Annotated in this window: 14 protein-coding genes and 1 pseudogene; 10 read left to right on the top strand and 5 right to left on the bottom strand. The window is 72.1% G+C overall.

The window, feature by feature from the left end:
* The 5 genes and pseudogenes from RBJ77_RS07020 to RBJ77_RS07040 all read left to right on the top strand — a co-directional run.
* Positions 1–257, top strand: a pseudogene (locus RBJ77_RS07020) (ATP-binding protein); the annotation flags it as partial.
* Positions 258–377: 120 nt separating this feature from the next.
* A complete protein-coding gene (locus RBJ77_RS07025; RefSeq protein WP_255967378.1) occupies positions 378–812 on the top strand; it encodes a roadblock/LC7 domain-containing protein in 435 nt (144 codons plus the stop codon).
* A 2-nt stretch (positions 813–814) separates the two neighbouring features.
* Positions 815–1,186, top strand: a complete 372-nt coding sequence (locus tag RBJ77_RS07030; RefSeq protein WP_372344143.1) for a DUF742 domain-containing protein — start codon at positions 815–817, stop codon at positions 1,184–1,186.
* Positions 1,164–1,763, top strand: a complete 600-nt coding sequence (locus tag RBJ77_RS07035; protein ID WP_255967374.1) for an ATP/GTP-binding protein — start codon at positions 1,164–1,166, stop codon at positions 1,761–1,763. Before RBJ77_RS07030 ends, RBJ77_RS07035 begins: the two co-directional genes overlap by 23 nt.
* Positions 1,760–2,341 (top strand): GAF domain-containing protein, encoded by a 582-nt coding sequence (locus RBJ77_RS07040; protein WP_372344144.1) that lies wholly within the window; start codon positions 1,760–1,762, stop codon positions 2,339–2,341. Before RBJ77_RS07035 ends, RBJ77_RS07040 begins: the two co-directional genes overlap by 4 nt.
* Before the next feature lie 13 nt (positions 2,342–2,354).
* Here RBJ77_RS07040 and RBJ77_RS07045 read toward each other — a convergent pair whose 3' ends face one another.
* The 5 genes from RBJ77_RS07045 to RBJ77_RS07065 all read right to left on the bottom strand — a co-directional run bounded on the left by RBJ77_RS07045 (position 2,355) and on the right by RBJ77_RS07065 (position 10,611).
* Positions 2,355–4,268, bottom strand: coding sequence for a DUF2264 domain-containing protein (locus tag RBJ77_RS07045; RefSeq protein WP_372344145.1), 1,914 nt, complete (start codon positions 4,266–4,268; stop codon positions 2,355–2,357).
* 32 nt (positions 4,269–4,300) lie between these two features.
* Positions 4,301–6,739: a polysaccharide lyase 8 family protein gene (locus RBJ77_RS07050; RefSeq protein WP_372344146.1), complete on the bottom strand. Its 2,439-nt coding sequence runs from the start codon at positions 6,737–6,739 to the stop codon at positions 4,301–4,303.
* A 21-nt stretch (positions 6,740–6,760) separates the two neighbouring features.
* Positions 6,761–8,209 (bottom strand): M60 family metallopeptidase, encoded by a 1,449-nt coding sequence (locus RBJ77_RS07055; protein WP_372344147.1) that lies wholly within the window; start codon positions 8,207–8,209, stop codon positions 6,761–6,763.
* Between the two features lie 111 nt (positions 8,210–8,320).
* Positions 8,321–9,445, bottom strand: coding sequence for a LacI family DNA-binding transcriptional regulator (locus RBJ77_RS07060; protein WP_372344148.1), 1,125 nt, complete (start codon positions 9,443–9,445; stop codon positions 8,321–8,323).
* A 95-nt stretch (positions 9,446–9,540) separates the two neighbouring features.
* Positions 9,541–10,611 carry a hydroxyacid dehydrogenase gene (locus tag RBJ77_RS07065; protein WP_372344149.1) on the bottom strand — a complete coding sequence of 357 codons (1,071 nt, stop codon included), beginning with the start codon at positions 10,609–10,611 and terminating at the stop codon, positions 9,541–9,543.
* A 326-nt stretch (positions 10,612–10,937) separates the two neighbouring features.
* Between RBJ77_RS07065 and RBJ77_RS07070 the strand changes: the two genes are divergently transcribed.
* The 5 genes from RBJ77_RS07070 (at position 10,938) to RBJ77_RS07090 (ending at position 18,178) form a co-directional block, all read left to right on the top strand.
* A complete protein-coding gene (locus tag RBJ77_RS07070) occupies positions 10,938–11,816 on the top strand; it encodes an ABC transporter permease (protein ID WP_372344203.1) in 879 nt (292 codons plus the stop codon).
* 85 nt (positions 11,817–11,901) lie between these two features.
* On the top strand, positions 11,902–12,762 hold the full coding sequence (locus RBJ77_RS07075; RefSeq protein ID WP_372344204.1) for a carbohydrate ABC transporter permease: 861 nt from the start codon (positions 11,902–11,904) through the stop codon (positions 12,760–12,762).
* A gap of 54 nt (positions 12,763–12,816) precedes the next feature.
* Positions 12,817–14,505 carry a hypothetical protein gene (locus RBJ77_RS07080; RefSeq protein ID WP_372344150.1) on the top strand — a complete coding sequence of 563 codons (1,689 nt, stop codon included), beginning with the start codon at positions 12,817–12,819 and terminating at the stop codon, positions 14,503–14,505.
* Positions 14,502–15,953 carry a M1 family metallopeptidase gene (locus RBJ77_RS07085; RefSeq protein ID WP_372344151.1) on the top strand — a complete coding sequence of 484 codons (1,452 nt, stop codon included), beginning with the start codon at positions 14,502–14,504 and terminating at the stop codon, positions 15,951–15,953. Before RBJ77_RS07080 ends, RBJ77_RS07085 begins: the two co-directional genes overlap by 4 nt.
* The gene (locus RBJ77_RS07090; RefSeq protein WP_372344152.1) at positions 15,953–18,178 is read left to right on the top strand and encodes a discoidin domain-containing protein; all 2,226 of its coding nucleotides are present in this window, start codon (positions 15,953–15,955) and stop codon (positions 18,176–18,178) included. Before RBJ77_RS07085 ends, RBJ77_RS07090 begins: the two co-directional genes overlap by 1 nt.
* Positions 18,179–18,200: the final 22 nt, after the last annotated feature.

Consider the following 18,200-nt stretch of genomic DNA (forward strand, 5'->3'; position numbering starts at 1 on the left):
CCGCCACCCCGCCGACCCCGCTCAACGGCGCGGTGCGCGGCACCATGGGCCGCCCCCAACTGCCCCGGCGCAGGGCGCAGGAACACCTCGCACCGCAACTGCGCGGCGGCCCCACCCAGCGCCAGGACGACGAGCCGCCGGTCGGCCACGACCCCGGCCTGATGGCCGCCTTCCAGCGCGGCATCACGCTCGCCGAGGCGGCCGACCCGCGCGAACCCCCCACCCGGCCCCGGGACACGGGCGGGAGCGCCGAGTGACCCCCGAGGGCGCGGGCGCGGCTCCGCCGTGCGAGGAGATACCCGGCGGGCCGCGCCCCGCCTCCGTCCTTCCCCCCGACCAGCACCACACCGAGCAGTCCACCAAGGAGTCGATCCCCCATGGCGAGCGATGTGCCGACGGGTCATGTGTCCGATCTCGACTGGCTGATGAGCGGCCTCGTCCAGCGCGTTCCCCACACCAACAGCGCCGTGCTCCTCTCCTCCGACGGCCTCGTCAAGTCCGTGCACGGACTCGACGCCGACAGCGCCGACCACATGGCGGCCCTCGCCTCCGGCCTCTACTCGCTCGGCCGCAGCGCCGGGGTCCGGTTCGGTGACGGCGGTGACGTCCGGCAGGTGGTGGTGGAACTCGACTCGACCCTGCTGTTCGTGTCGACCGCGGGCTCCGGGACCTGCCTGGCGGTGCTGGCCGGGCGGGAGGCCGACGCCGCCGTCCTCGGCTACGAGATGGCCATGCTCGTCAAGAGCGTGCGGCCGTACCTGGTGACCGCGCCCCGGCAGCCCTCGGCCGAACCCACGGCGATGAGGAATTGAGGGTGGCGGCCCCGCAGGACGGGCCGTGGCTCGACGGCGCCGCAGGCCGGCTCGTGCGCCCGTACACGATCAGCAACGGACGCACCCGGCCCAGCACGTCGATGGACCTGCTGTCCCTGGTCATGGCCACCGGGGCGACCCCCCTCGGCTACCTGGGACCCGAGCACGGCCAGGCGCTCGAACTCTGTGCGCACCCCACGTCGGTCGCGGAGATCGCCGGCCACCTCAGACTCCCCGCGGCCGTCACCAAGGTCCTGCTGTCCGACCTCGTCGACTGCGGGGCGATCACCACCAAGCCCCCCACGTTCCACGACAACCCCACTGACCGGTCCCTACTGGAGGCAGTGCTCGATGGACTACGACGACAGCTCTGATCCCTTCCCCACCGCACTGAAGATCTTGGTCGCGGGTGGGTTCGGGGTCGGCAAGACGACCTTCGTCGGGGCGGTCAGCGAGATCGCTCCGCTCAGCACGGAAGAGCTGCTCACCACGGTCAGCGCCGACACGGACGACCTCGACGGCATCGAGAACAAGGTCGAGACGACCGTCGCGATGGACTTCGGGCGGATCACCCTCGACCCCGCGCACGTGCTCTACCTGTTCGGCACCCCAGGACAGGAGCGCTTCTGGTTCATGTGGGACGAACTCTCCGAGGGCGCCCTCGGAGCGGTGATCCTCGCCGACACCCGCCGTCTGGAGGACTGCTTCGCCGCCGTCGACTTCTTCGAGGAGCGCGGCATGGGCTTCATCGTCGCGGTCAACGAGTTCGACGGTGCGTACCGCTACGAACCCGAGGAGGTGCGCGCCGCCATCGACCTCGACCCCGAGGTGCCCGTGGTGCGCTGCGACGCGCGCATCTCCAGCTCCGGCATCCAGACGCTGCTCACCCTGGTCCGGCACCTGCTGGCGCACTCCGCGCCGGCGGCCACCGGCTTCGGAGCCCACACATGACGTACGACGCGGCCGGGCGTCTGCTGCTCACCCCGGTCGACAGGGAGGGCCCCGACCGGGCGCGGCGGCTGCGCCGGCTCGACCTCGGACAGCGTCCCGAACCGGTCTTCGACCTGTTCGCCGACCGGCTCGCGGACGTCACCGGAGCTCCGTACGCCATGGTCAACTTCATCGACGACAACCGGCAGTTCTTCGCCGGGCTGCACACTCCGGACGGCGACCACCGCGGCGGTGAACTGAGCGCGGTGGCCGCCGAGGCGGCCGGCGGCTCGGCGAGCCGCTACATGGCACGCGACCACGGGTACTGCCCCCATGTGATCGTGCGGCGCAAGGCGCTCGTCCTCGAAGACGTCTGCGACTACCCGCGCTTCGCGGGCAACCCCGTGGTCGACGAGATCGGCATCCGCTCCTACCTGGGCGCACCCCTGATCGACGACCGTACGGGGCTCGCGCTCGGCACCGTGTGCGTCGTGGCCACCGAACCCCGCCCGTGGGGGCGTGCCGGGCTCGCGGTCATCAAGGCGATGGCCGCGGAGCTGATGGACACGGTCCGGGGGCGGGGCGACCTGCTGGGATGAGGCCGCGGCCGGGCTACACGGTGACGGTCTCCCCGTCGGGGAACGTGATCCGCACCTGCCCGTCGTCGTCCACCGTGCAGGCGATCGACTCGCGGAGCGCCTCGGGATGCACCACGTCGCGGGTCAGCGCCACGAGCGCGACGTGGACGCTCGCACCGCCGGGGTGGTGCTGCGCACGCAGGTAGGGGGTCGCGGAGTGCGGCCCGTGGGCGTTGGCCTCGACCTCGCGGGCGACGCCCGTGTCCGCGTCCCAGCCGTACAGGGCGACCACCGCGCTCGTCAGCCCCGACTCCGTGCGGGTCAGCGCCCACCCGGGCCCCTGCGCGGCGTGCGGTCGGGTGCTGTCGGCGACGGGGTGCCCGCCCTCGCGCACGGTGACGCCCGCCGGCGCCTGCACCCGGTGCACGCGCAGCTCCCAGGGGCCGTGCAGCACGCTCGTCGACTCGATCGGGAACTCTTCGTCGCCGCCCGGCAGCCGGGCGTCGTGGCGGGACGAGGCGCGCCGTCCCTCGCAGGTGAGCGGATGGATGCGGCGGCGCCGCGACGGGGTGCCGTCGGCGGCGAGCAGGGCGATGTGGTTGTCGACGGTCCTGGCCCAGGCGTGCGGCGCGGACTCCGGTGCGGTCGCCGTGGAGTAGGCGAGCTTGGCGTAGTGCGGATCGTCGGCGGCCGGGCCCTCCAGGGCGTTGTGGTCGCTGCCGTGGTTGATCAGCCGGACGATGCCGTCGTGCGGGGTGCCGTGCAGCAGCCAGCCGGGCGCGGGCAGCGCCGTGTACTGGCCGGCCTGGTCCGACTCCTCGACGGGCAGCGGGAGTTCACGCGCGGTCCACACCGGGTGGTCGGCGGGCAGCAGCAGCCCGAGGAAGCCCTTGCTCGCCCAGTACGGTGAGGCGGGCCCCGAGTACGGCTGGGTCGCGGGCAGGAACGTGTCGTACCAGCCCAGCGGCAGCAGCCCCCGCTCGTCCGGCACGCCCCGCTCCACGAAGTGCCGGGCCGCGCCGGACGCCAGCCGCCGGGTCAGTCCGGGGTCGAGCGGCGTGCAGTCGGCCAGCGCGCCCATCCACACCGGCGCGGTCGCGGCGAACCGGTAGGTGAGCGACCGGCCCTGGTGCACGGGCGCGCCGTCGCCGCCGAAGAACCGCGGGTACGTCTCCAGGAACCGGCCCAGCCGCTCGCGGTAGACCTTCGCGCGCCCGCCGTCGCCGTCCGGACCGGTCATGCGGGCCCACAGGAGCGGGTACAGGTGCAGGGCCCAGCCGATGTAGTAGTCGAAGTTGCGGCCGTCGCCGTCGGTGTACCAGCCGTCGCCGACGTACCAGTCGTCGATCCGGTCGAGGCCGCCGTCGATGTCGCTCTGGCTGTACGGCGCGCCGACCGAGGCCAGGAACTGCTCGGAGACGACCTGGAAGAGGCGCCAGTTGTTGTCCCAGGTCCGGCCCCCGACGAAGCCGGAGAACCAGTCGACGACCCGCTCCTGGACCCGGGCGTCCAGCCGGTCCCAGATCCAGGGACGGGTCTCGTGCAGACCGATCGCGACGGAGGCCGCCTCCACCATCTGCTGGGAGCAGTCGGTGAGTTCGGGCCAGGCCTCGCCGCTGTCACGGTCCGTGCCCGTTGTCAGACCCTGCGTATACCTTTCGATCAGGTGGGAGATCGCGGACGAGCCCGGCTCGTCCCGGCCGCCCGCGCCCGCGATCCGGAAGGAGGCCAGCAGAAATGTCCGAGCGAACCCTTCGAGCCCGTCCGAGACGACCCCGGACCAGCTGGCCCGCCCCGGCAGCCGGTACTGGGCGAATCCCGGTGTCGCGTACGGCAGCAGCGCGTCCAGCTGCCGGTCGGCCAGGGCCTCCCAGTGCGCCCGGGTCCAGCCCGTCAGCGGGGAGCGGACACGGTCGGTGGGCGGCTGGGGGAAGTACGGGGCGGGCATGGTGGTTCGCTGGCTCCTCGGTCGGGGCGGGATCAGATCAGGTCGGCGGTGTGGGTGTGGCCGCGCGAGCCGCCCACGTGGACGGTGAGCACGGGGCGTCGGCCCGGGGTGACCGTGACCGTGTCGTCGGCCCTGACCACCCGCCGTACGGGGAAGGGCAGTTCGACGGTGAGGGTGGTGGCGGTGCGGCCGGGGTCCGCGACGGCGACGGAGACGCCGTCGTCGCGGCGGCGCACCAGCACGGTGCCCGGGCCGTCGCAGCCCAGGCCCTCGACCGTGCCCGCCGCCCAGAAGTGCGCGGCGAGCAGTCCGAGCCGGGGCGAGGCGACGGCCTGGACGCCGGCGTCGTTGCCGAGCACCCGTACCGGCCGGGACCGGGACCAGGCGGCGGTGGCCGCGGCCGTCGCCCCCGGCAGGAGGACGTAGGCGTAGGAGGCGTCCGCGGGGGAGGTGCCGTGGTCGAACCAGAGGGTGGCGTAGCGGCGGGTGAGCGGTGTGGTGCTGCCGCCCGTGTCCGCGCCGGTGTTGAGGTCGCGCCAGGCGCCCGTGCGTTCCTCGCGCAGCGCGCGCAGGGGACCGCCGGACGGGAAGACGTATCCGCCGGTGCCTTCCAGGTGGGCCCAGCGCGCGTCGGTGAGCCGCGCCGACCAGCCTTGGGCGCCGGGCTGCCGGTGTCCGTCGACGGTGAGCCGCTGCGTTCCGCCGGCGTGCAGGTTGCGGTTCTCCACGACCGTCTCGATCGTGCGGCCGTCGCTCGCCGTGATGCCGCTGCCCAGGGCGACGACCGCGTTGTCCACGAAGAACCACGCCTTCCTGGCGCGCAGGGTCGACCCGTCGGCGATCAGTTCCATCGCGGCGGCGCCGTACCGGCCGTCGAGGACGGCGCCGCCCGCGACCGCGTTCTTCGGCCGGAAGGTGCCGGTACCGCCGCCGGTGCCGAGGTCCGTGCGGGGGCGGGTGTCCACGGTCGTGCCCGGCAGCCGGTGGGGATCGACGGTCGGCCAGAAGCCGTCGCCGAACGCGTCGAGGTCGTCGCCGTCGTACAGATAGGTCATGCCGTCGCCGGTGTACCAGCCGTGCAGGTTCTCGCCGTTGCCCGCCTCGTAGGCGGCGATCCGCTTCGACGACAGCGACAGGGCGCACGCCCAGCCGGGCCGCCGGTGCACCACCCGGTCCATGTCGGCGAAGACGAAGTGACCGGTGAGCCGCTGCGCGGGGGGCACCGCCGGGTCGTCGAGCAGGGCCTTGGCGCGGGCCAGGGCGGGGATGCCGACCAGCGTGGCGTACGGCGTCTCCGTGTTCCGCAGGATCCAGCCCTTCGCGGCCGCCCGCCAGCGGTCCGCGTACGACTGAGGTGCGCCGTCGGCGAGTTGGAGGACGTAGGAGACGGCGACGGCGCCGTCGGTGTGGTCGCGGGCCCGCTCCCGGGAGATCGCGCGTCCGCGCACCGCGTCCATCATCAGGCCGTCGAAGAGGACCGGTGCGAAGGTCCGGTCCACCGCGTCGTGCAGGACGCCGACGGCCGGATCGGTCACGGCCCACGCGGACCCGGCGAGCAGCGCGATCAGCTGGCCCGCGCCACCGAGCAGCACGCTGCCGTACGTGCCGGTGTACGCGACGGAGTCGTGCTGGACGAAGGAGCCGTCGGGGTAGAAGCCGTCACCCGAAGTGACGTACCGGAAGAGGCTGTTCCTGCCGCTGTCGCGGACGTCCGACAGTCCGTCGCGGGCCAGTGCGAGCGCCGCCGGATCCTGGCCGAGCAGCCCGCGCAGGGCGACGATGACGGCCTTGTCGGCCCGGTTGGCGCCGGTCTCGGCGAGGGAGGGGGAGTTGGTCCGCCGGTCGGGGTTCGGCACGAACCGGGCGACGGTCTTCAGGTAGGCGTCCAGGTCGGCCGCCGGCAGCCGGTCGCGCAGCAGCACGCACGTGTCCATGAGGGCGCGCGGCGAGCCGATCTCCCAGAACCACCAGTTGCCCGTCTCGGACCGGGCCGGGGCGTAGCCGACGGCGTTCAGGTAGCGGAGCGCGTCGAGCAGTCCGGCGAGCACCTCGGCGTCGCCCGTGAGGGAGGTGCCGGGCGTGGCCCAGGCCGTGGCGACGGTCCGCAGCCGCTGATAGCTCTGGCCGAACATGCCGGGGTCGGAGGCCGGCGAGAGGTCGGCCCACAGCGCCGTGCGTCCCGCCGACGCGTCGAGCCGGCCCCACCAGTCGGCGGCCTGGGTGTCGAGGGCGTCGAGCGCGCCTGCGAAGTCGGGGTCGGCCGGGTCGAAGGCGCCGCCGGTGAGCTGCTGTTCGGCGCGCGCCAGCAGCGTCTCGTACGGATCGTCGGCCGCGGCCGTGCTCGTTGTGGTGCTCGTCGCGGCGGCCGTGGCAGCGGCGGCGCCCGGTGCGAGCGGAAGGGCGAGGGGGACGGTCAGCGCGGTGGCGGCGGCCCCGGCGAGCGTCAGGGTCCTGCGTCTGCTCAGGTCCATGATCGGTGGTCTCCCTCCGGGTCAGTCGGCGAGCGTGGCCGGGTCGACGGACGGCTGCGGCAGGTTCAGGGCGGCCAGTTCGGCGCGGCCTTGCGCGTCGATGGGGAAGGCCCACGTGGTGAGGAAGAACTCCGTCAGGTCGCGGCCCGCGGTGCGGCTCGCGTAGGTGGCGAGGGCCCGGTAGCGCTTCGCGGTCTCCGTGTAGTCGGACTGCGGGTTCTCCTCGCGTACCAGCTTGTGCAGCCGGGGCCAGAAGTCGTCGCCGAACGCGAGCTCCAGCTGCCGCAGCGGGACGAGTTTCTCGTACGCGGAGAAGGACTTCTCGTAGGCGAGTCCGGCCGTGCCGAACTTGGCGCGGGCCGACTGGAAGTAGGTCAGGCCGGTCTTCGGGTCGACGGTCAGCAGGTTCGACGGCTGGCCGAGGGCGCGCTGCACGGCCAGCGAGTAGATGTTCACGGTGACCTCGGTCAGACCGCCCGGCTTGTAGGCCATCTGCTGATGGAGGTGGCCGAGTTCGTGGTAGAGCCCCCAGCCGCGGGTGGTGAGGCCCTGCACCGTGGTGGCGCGGTCCAGATAGGCGCGCGGGAAGCCGTTGTAGCCGTGCGTGGCGTAGGCGCCGACGCCGGACGGCACCACCGACACCTCGGTGAAGTGATAGCCGCCCGCCTTGGGCCGGTGCACAGGACGGGACGAGTCGAGGCCGCTGATGTCCGACTCCGCGTCGATGATCCGCTCCAGCAGCCGGAGCAGCGCCGCGTGGTCCTCGTCCCGGTACAGCAGTGCGCCGTCGCGGGTGAGGGTCACGATGGAGCGCGGACCGTGCAGCTCGACGACCGGGACATCGGTGTAGGTGTCCAACTGCCTCTGGTAGTCGGCCTCTTCGGTGCGGCCGAGCGTGAAGACGGGCATCGGCACGGAGCCGCCCTTGAGCTTCACCGCGGCCCGCTCGCCCGCTCCTTCGAGGGAGAAGTACACGGGGCCGCCGTGCGGGTCGGTCACCGTGTTGGCGCCCGGCTTGAGGGGGTAACTGCGCGGCTCGGTGACCGTGCCGTAGTAGTCCCACCGGCCGATCCACAGGGTGGGCAGCACGTCGTCGTACGGCAGGACGTCGAGGCGGAGAGGGGTGCCCGCCGCCACGTGGTGGCCCGTCGGCTGGAACTCGGAGCCGCGCAGCGCCTGTCCGAGCCGGAGACGCTCGGACTCGCCGGACGGGCGGGCCGTCAGCTGGACGGTCCCGGTGGCCCGGGCGTCGGCGCTCCGGACGTCGGCGTCGGCGGCGCGGGCCGCGGGGGCGCCGAGGGCGGCGACGGCGCCGGCTCCCGCGAGCCCTGCGAGCAGCGAACGACGGCCGGGGCCGGGGGAGTTGGTGGTACCGGGGCGAGGCGTGTGAGCAGGGCGCATCCAGGACTCCCAGGGGACGAAGAACGTCGGAGTGAGGGGCGGGGTGAGCGTGAGGCTGCGCGCCAGCATGTAAGCGTTTGCTATCCGCCCGCAAGGGGGTCCGGCGAGTTTCTGTCCGTTACTACTCGGACAAGCCTCGAAACGAGCAGAATCGAGCACGCAGGGCCTGGGTGCGGCTGCTCAGGACCGGTCCTGGAGCCCCCGCCCGCCGCGCGGCGGCGCCACCGAGTCGCGGACGACGATGTGCGTGCCGAGCCGCAGCGTGCCCGTCGTCGGGGCCCGCCAGTCGTCCTCGTCGCCGCCGTTGAGCGCCACCCGCACCGCCTGTCGGCCCATCTCCTCCAGCGGGATGCGGACGGTCGTCAGGCGCGGCCGCAGCTCCTGCGCCACCGGGATGTCGTCGTAGCCGACCAGCGACATGTCCTGCGGGACGCGCACACCCGCCTCCTCCAGCGCCTGCGCCGCGCCCGCCGCCACGATGTCGTTGGCCGCGAAGACGGCGGTGAACTCCGGCCCGTCCCGCAGCAGTTCGGCCATCCGCCGATAGCCGAAGGCCCGGCCGAACGCGCCGGGCTGCTCCAGCGCGGGATCGCGCTCGATGCCCCGCAGCTCCAGGGCCCGCCGGTGCCCGGCCAGCCGGTCCCGCGCCGTCGACAGCGCGGGCGGCCCGCCCAGGTACAGGATCCGCCGGTGGCCCTGCGTGATCAGGTGGTCGGTGATCGCGAAGGCGCCGCCCTCGTTGTCGTACTCGACGCCGACCGTGGGCACGCCGTCGCCGAGCGAGGGGCGCCCGCACAGCACCAGCTTGGAGCCGCCCGCGGCCAACTCATGGGCACGCCGCGCCAGTTCGGCCTTGTAGGCACGGTCCTCGACGCTGCCGCCGACGAGCACCACGGCGTCCGCGCGCCGCTCGTGCATCAGCTCGATGAAGGCCAGCTCGCGCTGCGGGTCGCCCTGGGTGCAGCAGACCAGGCAGAGCCGGTCGCCGTCGGTCGCCTCGCGCTCGACGCCGCGCGCGATGTACGCGTAGAACGGGTCGATCAGCTCGCTGACGATGATGCCGACGGTGCGGCCGGAGACGCCGGCGAGGGCGCGGGCGTGGGCGTTGACCACGTACCCGAGGGCGCGCATCGCCTCCTCGACGCGTTCGCGCGTGGCGGCGGCGACCGGGTAGTTGCGGTTCATCACGCGGGACACGGTCGCCGTGGAGACTCCGGCGCGCCGGGCCACGTCCACGACGGTCGCGCGGCGCTGTCCGCCGCCCGGCGCGTTCGTGCCGGGTCCCGTGGAACTCTGCCGGGACATCCGGTCCACCCCCTGATCGTCGTCCTGATGGTCGTGTCGTGCGGCCGGTGGTCGTCCGCCGTGCCCAGAGCCTATGGCGTGCGGCGCGGGCCCGGTCACGCGATCCGCTCCAGGTCCGCCAGGAGCACCGGGTGGTTGAGCGGCACCCCGCGCGCGTACCGGGCCAGCTCGTCGACGGCGAGGGCGCCGAGCCGGCCCACCTCGTTGCCCTGGGCGCCCGCCATGTGCGGCGTGATGAACACGTTGGGCAGGTCCCACAGCGGGTGCCCGGCGGGCAGCGGCTCCGGGTCGGTCACGTCGAGCACGGCGTCGAGCCGCCCGCTGACCAGGTGCTCCGTGAGCGCGGCCGTGTCGACGAGCGGGCCGCGCGCGGTGTTCACCAGGAGCGCGCCCGGCCGCATCAGACCGAGGCGCCGCGCGTCCAGCTGGTGCCGGGTCTCGGCGGTGTCGGGGGCGTGCAGGGTCACCACGTCGCTGGTGGCGACCAGGGTGTCGAGGTCGGTGCGGACGACGCCGAGCAGTTCCCCCTCGGCGTCGCCGACGTAGGGGTCGTAGAGCAGCACCTCGGCGTCGATCGAGCGCAGCAGCTGGATCACGCGCCGCCCGGTCCGGGAGGCGCCGACGACGCCGACGGTGAGGCCGCGGGTGCCGAGCCAGTGCTGGCGGTCCAGGTCGGCGTCGGTGCGGTGGGTGCGGCGGGTGCGGAAGAGGTGGGCGAGCGGGAAGGCCCGCTTGGCGCCCAGGATGATCGCGGCGAGGGTGAACTCGGCGACCGGGACCGCGTTGGCCGCCGCGGCCGAGGAGACGCTGATGCCGCGCGCGTACGCCTCCCTGCTCAGGAACGTCTTCACGGTGCCGGCCGCATGGATCACCGCGCGCAGCCGCGGCGCCCGGTCGAGGACCGCGGTGTCCAGGGGCGGGCACCCCCAGCCGGTGAGCAGCACCTCGGCCTCGGCGAGTGCGGCGCGCGCCGCGGGGGAGCCGAACTCCCGCACCACGCCGGGCGGCCGGATGTCCGCGGTCTCCTCCAGGCGGGCCCGTACCGCCGGCGGGAAGACGTCGTCGACGACCGCGGAGTCCATCGCGAGAACCGTACGGGGCCGCCGCGGGGGCGGTGTGGCGTCGGCGGCCATGGCCTCGACCGGCGCCTCGTCAGTGGTACGCACCCTGCCTCCGGACAGTAAACGTGTTCTATGGCGTTACCGAAAACTAGGGAGCCCGATGCATGACCGTCAAGGTCACCCAGTCCATCGAGTGGGAGAACTGTCGGGAATCGCCGTGAATGACCCGCTGAATGTGCCCACGTGAGAGCGGTAGTTAACGCAGGTGTTGCCCCGATCTATTGACGACAGGGTTAAACGCTTACTAACTTGCCGCCGCAGCAGCGCAGTTATTGCGTCACCCGGCCGAACAGGACCGCTCCATGACTGCTCCCGCTCCACCCCTCGTCACCCGCAAGACCCTCCGGCAGCGCCTCCAACGCGACAAGGTGATGCTGCTGCTCTGCCTGCCAGGCTTCCTGTACTTCGTGGTCTTCCACTACGTACCGCTGCTCGGCTACATGGTCGCCTTCCAGGACTACCAGCCCTACCTGGGCTATCTGCACAGTGCCTGGAACGGCTTCACCAACTTCAGCAACGCCTTCGCCGACCCCGACTTCTGGTCGGCGACCGGCAACACGCTCACCATCGCCCTCGTCCAGCTGGTGCTGTTCTTCCCGGTCCCGATCGGGCTCGCGCTGCTGCTCAACAGCATCGTCAGCGACAAGGTGCGCCGCTTCGTGCAGAGCGTCGTCTATCTCCCGCACTTCATCGGCTGGGTCATCATCGTCTCGATCTTCCAGCAGATCCTGGGCGGCGCCGGCGTCGTCCCCGACCTGCTCGAATCGCTCGGCCTGCCGCGCTACGACATGATGACCGACCCCGACGCGTTCCCACTGCTGCTCGCGCTGCAGGTGATGTGGAAGGACGCCGGCTGGGGCACCATCATCGTCCTCGCCGCGCTGCTCTCCATCGACCGCGGCCTGTACGAGGCGGCGGCCATGGACGGCGCGGCCCGCTGGCGCCGCTTCTGGCACGTCACCCTGCCCGGCCTGTCACCGGTCCTGGTGCTGCTGCTCATCCTGAACCTCGGCAACATCCTCACCGTCGGCTTCGAGCAGATCCTGCTCCAGCGCGACGCGGTCGGCCCCGGCAGCGGCGAGGTCCTGGACACCTACGTCTACTTCCACGGCATCCGGGACAACCAGTGGGGCACCGCGGCCGCCGTCGGCCTGGTCAAGGCCGTCATCGGCACCGTCCTCGTCATCGGCGCCAACAAGTTCGCCCACCGGCTCGGTCATGAAGGGGTGTACCGCGGTGCTGACCGTTGAGACGACCGCTGTGAAGACGCGCCGCCGCACACCCGCGGCCCCCGCGGCCGGGGAACTGCGCCCGTCCGGCGCCCGGCCCCCGTGGATGGAGAAACCCACCCGGCTCGGCCTCTTCCTGAAGGGCCTCGCCCTCGTCCTGGTCGTCGGCCTGGTCGCGTACCCGCTGCTCGGCGTGATCGGCACGAGCTTCGCGTCGCAGAGCGACATCATCAGGTCCAACGGCCTCGTCCTGTGGCCCGACCACCCGAACCTCGACGCCTACCGCACCGCGTTCACCGGCGGCCGCGTCACCCGCGCCCTGTTCGTGAGCGTCGGCGTCACCGTCGCCGGCACCGCGTGCAGCCTGCTCGCCACCATCGGCATGGCGTACGGGCTGTCCCGGCGCGGCGTCGTCGGCGGCCGCTTCATCCTCATGACGGCCCTGTTCACGATGCTGTTCAACGCGGGCGTCATCCCCAACTTCCTGCTGGTGAAGGAGCTCGGGCTCTACAACACCTTCGCCGCGCTCGTCCTGCCCACCATGGTCAGCGCCTTCAACCTCGTCGTCATGCGGGCCTTCTTCATGAACCTGCCCGAGGAGCTGTACGACGCCGCGAAGGTGGACGGCGCGGGCGACTTCCGCACCCTGATCCAGGTGGTGCTGCCGCTGTCGAAGGCGGTCGTCGCCGTCGTCGGACTCTTCTACGCCGTCGCGTACTGGAACGCCTACTTCAACGCGCTGCTGTACCTCGGCGACAACGACAAGTGGCCGCTGCCGATGGTGCTGCGCACGTTCATCCTCCAGGGGCAGGCCCTCGACTCCGGCGCCGCCGGGGAGGCGGTCGCTCCGCAGCAGGCCGTGCAGATGGCGGTCCTGGTGATCGCGGTGGTCCCGATCCTGCTCGTCTACCCCTTCCTCCAGCGGTACTTCACCAAGGGCGTGCTCACCGGCGCCGTCAAGGGCTGATCCCACCCCACCCCCCAACTTCCTGTCTGTTCCACCGTGTTGAGGAGCTCCGCTATGTCCGGCACCACGTACATCAACCGCCGCACCCTGCTCCGCCGGGGTGCGGGCGCCGGCCTCGGCGTCGTCGCGGCACCCCTGCTCGCGTCGTGCGGCGACGGGGGCACCGCCGCGAAGGCCGAGGCGAAGAGCGCCAAGCTGCTGCCGACCACGACCGTGCGCAACATCGGCATCAAGGCCGATCTGCCCGGTACGGCGGCCGGTGTCCCCAGCGCGTTCCTGAAGTACCCGGCGAACCCGGTCCGCGCCACCAAGGGCACCCCGCTCAAGGGCGCGAAGAAGATCACCGCCGTCACCGAGACCTTCGCGCCGCTGCCGCCCGAGCGCGGCAGGAACGCGGCGTTGCGGGAGATCGAGAAGCTGCTCGGCACCCAGGTCGACTTCACGGCGGTGCCCGCCGACGACTACCCGGCGAAGTTCTCCACGATGGTCGCGGGCGACCAGCTGCCCGACGTCTTCATGTACCCGGAGACCGGTGGCGTCGACAACAAGGCGGGCTTCCTGCAGGCCACCTGCGTGGACCTCGGCCCGTACCTGTCCGGAAGCAAGGTCAAGGACTACCCGAACCTGGCGGCCATCCCGCAGTACGCCTGGCAGGGCGCCATCTACGGCGGGAAGCTGTACGGGATTCCGCTGGCCCGCAACGGCAGCGCGGGGGCCGGCTTCTACCGGGCCGACCTCTTCGAGCAGGCGGGCGTGTCCAGCCTCGACCAGATCGACAGCACCGACCGCCTCGTCGAGCTCGCGAAGGAACTGACGAACCCGAAGAAGAAGCAGTACTTCTTCATCAGCGGGGCCACCACGCTCCTCGCCCAGTCGGCGGGCGCACAGTCCTCCTGGAAGCACGACGCCAGGACCGGCACGTGGACCTACCAGCTGGAGGACGACAAGTACCGGCACGCGGTCGAGATCGCGGCGAAGCTCTACGAGGCGGGCTGCTACTACCCGGGCACGGTCCAGATGTCCGGCGCCCAGAAGGCCCAGTACACCGACCTGTTCAAGAACGGCAAGGGCGCCTACGTCTACGACGGCATGCCCGCCTACCTGGCCCCCGCCACCGGATACGTCGACGCGATGGCCGCCATCGACAAGTCCTTCGACGTGCGCCCCATGGTGCCGGTCGGCAAGGACGCGGTCGCCTGGACCAACAACACGGCGCTCTCCAACTGCTTCGTCAAGAAGGCGAGCGACGACCGGGTGAAGGAGATCCTGCGGCTCGCAGACTTCGCCGCGTCGCCCTTCGGATCGGTGGAGTACACCCTCATCAAGTACGGCGTCGAGGGTGTCGACCACGAGCGCGACAAGGACGGCACGCCCGTCCTCACCAAGCAGGGCACGCAGGACACCACGGTGCCGTGGTCGTTCCTGGGTTCAGCGACCCCGGCCTTCTTCAGCGCCACCAGCGCTGACGCGACGCGCTACGTGCACGAGGCCTACACCACGCTCATCCCCCTGCTGATCGACGAGCCCACGCTGACGTACTCCTCACCGACCTGGGACTCCAAGGGGGCCGGCAGCCTCAACACCATCCACAGCGACGGAATCAAGGACATCGTCACCGGCCGCAAGCCGATGTCCTCCTACGACGCCCTGGTCAAGAAGTGGCGCAACGCCGGCGGCGACAAGTGCCGGTCCGAGTTCGAGCAGGCCTCCCAGCAGCAGGCCGCCGAGAAGGGGAAGAAGTGACCACCAGCAGACGCACGATCCTGCGGGGCGCGGGAGTCGCCGCGCTCACCGTCCCGACGCTCGCCATCCCGGCGTACGCCCACGGCTTCGACCCGGAACCCGGCTCCGACGGCGTCGGCGACCCGCTCTTCCCGACCCTCGGCAACGGCGGCTACCAGGTCGTCCACTACGACCTCACCTTCGACTTCACGCCCGTCACCTACGACTTCACGGCCCGGGTCGTCCTCTCCGCCAAGGCCACCCAGGACCTGTCGTCGTTCAACCTGGACACCGACGGCCATACCATCGACACCGTCACCGTGAACGGCCGCGCCGCGGCCTTCGCGCTGTCCGTCGGCAAGTCGGGCCAGGAACTGACCGTCACCCCGGCGACGCCCCTGCACAAGGGCGCCCCGTTCCAGGTCGCCGTCGCCTACCGCGGCAACGGCAAGGCGCCCCGCGTCGGCCTGACCGGCTGGAAGTTCGGCAGCGACGGCGGTTTCGCGTCGGCCGTGCAGTCCTCGCGCGCCGACACCTTCCTGCCCTGCAACGACACCCCGTCCGACAAGGCCACCTGGACCTTCCACATCTCCGCGCCCGAGGGCTACGTCGCCGCCGCCAACGGCGAGTTGACCGGCAAGGACAAGCGCGCCGACGGCTCGGCCGTCTGGCACTTCGCGCTGCGCGAGCGGATGCCCACCGAACTGCTCGGCATCGCCGTCGTCAAGGGCACCTACCTGTACGGCACTTCGCACAAGGGCCTGCCGCTGCGGCACGTCGTCCCGCAGGGCCAGGAGGACACGTACGGGCCGATCGTCGCCCGCACCCCGGACCATCTCGCCTGGCTGGAGGCGAAGTTCGGCGCGTACCCGTTCTCCGTGTACGGCCTGCACATCTACGACGGGTACACCGACGCCCTGGAGAACTCGACACTCACCCTGATGGGCACCAACTGGTTCAAGCCCAACGCCGACGGCAACCCCACGTACGAGAACACGATGGTGCACGAGCTCACCCACCAGTGGTTCGGCGACTCCGTCACCCCGCACGACTGGCAGCAGGCGTGGCTGAACGAGGGGCCCGCCGTGTACTACGCCGCCCTCTACAGCGAGGAACGCGGCTGGTCGAAGATGGTCGACAAGATGCGGACGGCGTACGGGAAGCTGGACGCGGTCCGCGCCGCCGACGGACCGCCAGGACTCCCCAAGGCGCTCGGCGGCACCAACATCTACGACGGTGGCGCGCTCGTCCTGTACGCGCTGCGACTCCAGGTCGGGCAGCAGAAGTTCGACCATCTCATGCGGCAGTGGACCCGCCGGTTCAAGGACCGCACCGTCACCAGCGAGGACTTCATCCGGCACGCCGTGGACATGACGGGCGACCGGTCGGTCGACGCGTTCCTGCGGGACTGGCTCTTCGGGGCCACGAACCCCCCGATGCCCGGACACCCCGACTGGACGGTGGCGTGATGAAGAAGCCCCTGCGCGTCGTCACGACCGGCATCGCGGCCGTGGCCGCCGCCGCGGCGGTCGCCCTCGCCCCGCTGCCCGCCGCCCAGGCGGCGCCCGCCCCCAAGGTGCTGCGCGCGGCACCCCACGGCTCGGGAACCGACTGCACCGTGGGGCACCCGTGCTCCGTGGAGGGCGCCCGCGACGCCTCCCGCCGGGTCGCCGGTGACCGGGCCGTCCGCGTCGAACTCGCCGACGGCACCTATGAGTTGACCCGACCGCTGAAGCTCGGGCCGGACGACTCCGGCGTCACCTGGGCCGCCGCGCCCGGCGCCGAACCCGTCCTGTCAGGCGGCCGCGCCGTCACCGGCTGGACCGCGAACACCGACGGCACCTGGACGGCGAAGGCACCCGAGGGCGTCACCCCGCGCCAGCTGTTCGTCGACGGCAGGCGCGCGGTCCGGGCCCGCGGCGCGTCCTGCGCCGCCGCCGTCTGCGACGCCACCAAGACCGGCATGACCGGCGCCGAGAAGACCGGCATCGCCCGGTGGGCCCGGCCCACCGACGCCGAAGCCGTCATCAGCGTCCGCTGGCGCAACTACCACTGCCGGATCGCCTCCGTCACCGGCGACGTCATGACGTTCGCCCAGCCCTGCTGGACCAACTCCGCGTCCGGCACGGACCGCACCGGGCCCGCCTGGGACTCGACCACCGTCGACTCGGCCCGCTACGCCAAGGTCGCCTTCTTCGAGAACGCGCCCGAACTGCTCGATCAGCCGGGCGAGTTCGTCTGGAACTCCACCGCGCGCACCGTCACCTACCTGCCGCGCAAGGGCGAGGACCCGCGCCGCTTCCGCGCCGTCACGCCCGTCACCGAGAACCTCCTCGTCGTCGACGGCGCCCACGACGTCCGCGTCACCGGCCTCCGCTTCGCCTATGCCGCCTACCGCCAGCCGTCCACCGACGAGGGCTACGCCGGCATGCAGGCCGGTCTCACCCTGACCGGAGCCACCGGTCCGGTGGACCACGCGGGCCGCTACTACACCAAGCCCGCCGCCGCCCTCACCGTCCGCGGCGGCCGCCACGTGGTCGTCGACCACGTCGCGTTCACCCACCTCGGCGGCGCGGGCGCCGTGTTCGAGCAGGGCACCCAGGACTCCACCCTGACCCGTTCCCGGTTCACCGACCTGTCGTCCGGCGCCGCGTACATCGGCGACACCGAACCCCAGCCGGCCGCCGACCTCGTGGGAGCCCGCAACACGGTGTCGTACAACACCGTCCGCGCCACCGGAGTGGAGTACACGGACGCCGTCGGCATCTGGGCCGGCTACGAGGCCGGGACCGTCATCGACCACAACACGCTCCAGGACCTGCCCTACTCCGCGATCTCCGTCGGCTGGGGCTGGAACCAGCCCGAGGCCCAGAAGTCCGTGCTGCGCGACAATCGCATCACGAACAACCGGATCACCGACGTCATGCGCGTCGAGCACGAGCAGCACGACGGCGGCGCCATCTACACCCAGGGCGCCCAGCCCGGCACCGTCGTCTCCGGCAACTACATCAACCGCAGCGCGTACGGCAACACCGAGCGCGACGGCAACGGCATCTACCTCGACGAACAGTCCAGCCACATCGCCGTCACCGGGAACGTGATCACCCGCATCGGCTACAAGTGGGTCTCCAACTGGGCGGACTACGGCATCGACAACCACGCCACCGGCAACTGGGTCGACACCGACGCCCCCGCCCTCGCGGGCACCGGCTCCACCATGAGCGACAACCACACCGGGCTCGACCGGCTGCCCGCCGAGGCGATCGCGGTCGCCGAGCGGGCCGGCGCGCAGGGCCGCGGCCGGGTCGAACAGCTCCGCCCCGACCTGGCCCGCACCGGCACCGCCGCCCAGTCGTCGACCGACGGCGCCGCGACCGCGGCCCGCGTCGTCGACGGCGACACCTCCACCGACAGCCGCACCCTCGCCGAGGCCGGCGCCTGGTGGCAGGTCGACCTCGGCTCCGCGCGGCACGTCGGCCAGGTCGAGATCTGGAACGACGCCAGTATGACGACCGGCGCCTTCGACGTGCAGTTCGCCGAGGACGCCGCCTTCACCGACGCCACCACCGTCCACGTCGACGGCAAGGCGCTGCGCCCCACCGTCCTCGACACCGACACGCAGGCCCGCTACGTGCGCGTCCGGCTGACCGGCACCGGGCGCGTCGGACTCTCGCAGGTCCTCGTGCACCCGTAGCCGGATCACCGGACAACGGCGC

The sequence above is a fragment of the Streptomyces sp. KL116D genome, from assembly GCF_030766975.1.
Classification (GTDB): domain Bacteria; phylum Actinomycetota; class Actinomycetes; order Streptomycetales; family Streptomycetaceae; genus Streptomyces; species Streptomyces longispororuber_A.

What these genes read in the sequence shown, in the direction of transcription:
- RBJ77_RS07050 (WP_372344146.1), bottom strand. Translation starts at nt 6,739, where the DNA reads ATGGACCTGAGCAGACGCAGGACCCTGACGCTCGCCGGGGCCGCCGCC.
- RBJ77_RS07025 (WP_255967378.1), top strand. Translation starts at nt 378, where the DNA reads ATGGCGAGCGATGTGCCGACGGGTCATGTGTCCGATCTCGACTGGCTG.
- RBJ77_RS07090 (WP_372344152.1), top strand. Translation starts at nt 15,953, where the DNA reads ATGAAGAAGCCCCTGCGCGTCGTCACGACCGGCATCGCGGCCGTGGCC.
- RBJ77_RS07040 (WP_372344144.1), top strand. Translation starts at nt 1,760, where the DNA reads ATGACGTACGACGCGGCCGGGCGTCTGCTGCTCACCCCGGTCGACAGG.
- RBJ77_RS07045 (WP_372344145.1), bottom strand. Translation starts at nt 4,268, where the DNA reads ATGCCCGCCCCGTACTTCCCCCAGCCGCCCACCGACCGTGTCCGCTCC.
- RBJ77_RS07080 (WP_372344150.1), top strand. Translation starts at nt 12,817, where the DNA reads ATGTCCGGCACCACGTACATCAACCGCCGCACCCTGCTCCGCCGGGGT.
- RBJ77_RS07060 (WP_372344148.1), bottom strand. Translation starts at nt 9,445, where the DNA reads ATGTCCCGGCAGAGTTCCACGGGACCCGGCACGAACGCGCCGGGCGGC.
- RBJ77_RS07055 (WP_372344147.1), bottom strand. Translation starts at nt 8,209, where the DNA reads ATGCTGGCGCGCAGCCTCACGCTCACCCCGCCCCTCACTCCGACGTTC.
- RBJ77_RS07075 (WP_372344204.1), top strand. Translation starts at nt 11,902, where the DNA reads ATGGAGAAACCCACCCGGCTCGGCCTCTTCCTGAAGGGCCTCGCCCTC.
- RBJ77_RS07035 (WP_255967374.1), top strand. Translation starts at nt 1,164, where the DNA reads ATGGACTACGACGACAGCTCTGATCCCTTCCCCACCGCACTGAAGATC.
- RBJ77_RS07070 (WP_372344203.1), top strand. Translation starts at nt 10,938, where the DNA reads ATGCTGCTGCTCTGCCTGCCAGGCTTCCTGTACTTCGTGGTCTTCCAC.